Source organism: Verrucosispora sp. ts21 (assembly GCF_002879555.1).
Classification (GTDB): Bacteria; Actinomycetota; Actinomycetes; order Mycobacteriales; family Micromonosporaceae; genus Micromonospora; species Micromonospora gifhornensis.
In genome coordinates this window covers 1-692 of sequence record NZ_PNOZ01000181.1, presented here as the reverse complement: position 1 = coordinate 692, position 692 = coordinate 1, and the positions used below count along the sequence as shown (strand labels likewise).

Genomic DNA, 692 nt, shown 5'->3' with positions numbered 1-692 from the left:
TTCACCGGTCAGGGGTCGCAGTGGGTGGGGATGGGTGAGGGTTTGGTGGGGGTGTTTCCGGTGTTTCGGCGGGTGTGGGAGGAGGTGTGTTCGCGTCTGGTGTGGGATGCGGGGGATGTGGATGCGACGGGGAATGCGCAGCCGGCGATTTTTGCGGTGGAGGTGGCGCTGTTTCGGTTGTTGGAGTCGTGGGGTGTGCGGCCGGATGTGGTGGTGGGTCATTCGGTGGGGGAGATTGCTGCGGCTCATGTGGCGGGTGTTTTGTCGTTGTCGGATGCGTGTCGGTTGGTGGGTGCGCGGGGTCGGTTGATGCAGGCGTTGCCGGCGGGTGGGGTGATGGTGGCGGTGCAGGCCTCTGAGGAGGAGGTGGTGCCGTTGTTGGTGGATGGTGTGTCGGTTGGTGCGGTGAATGGGCCGCGGTCGGTGGTGTTGTCGGGGGTGGCGGGTGCGGTGGAGTCGGTGGTGGGTCGGTTGTCGTGTCGGTCGAGGTCGTTGGTGGTGTCGCATGCGTTTCATTCGTCGTTGATGGATCCGATGTTGGATGAGTTCCGGGCTGTGGTTCGGGAGTTGTCTTTTGCGGAGCCGGTGGTGTCGGCGGTGTCGACGGTGACGGGACAGCCGGTGACGTCGCAGTGGTCGGATCCGGAGTATTGGGTGGGGCAGGTCCGTTCCACCGTCCGATTCCACGACGC

Annotated in this window: 1 protein-coding gene; it reads left to right on the top strand. The window is 64.6% G+C overall.

Going from position 1 to position 692, the window contains the following annotated elements:
- Positions 1-692, top strand: a 692-nt coding sequence (locus tag C1A38_RS30435) for an acyltransferase domain-containing protein (protein WP_146017662.1), incomplete at both ends; no start/stop codon positions are given.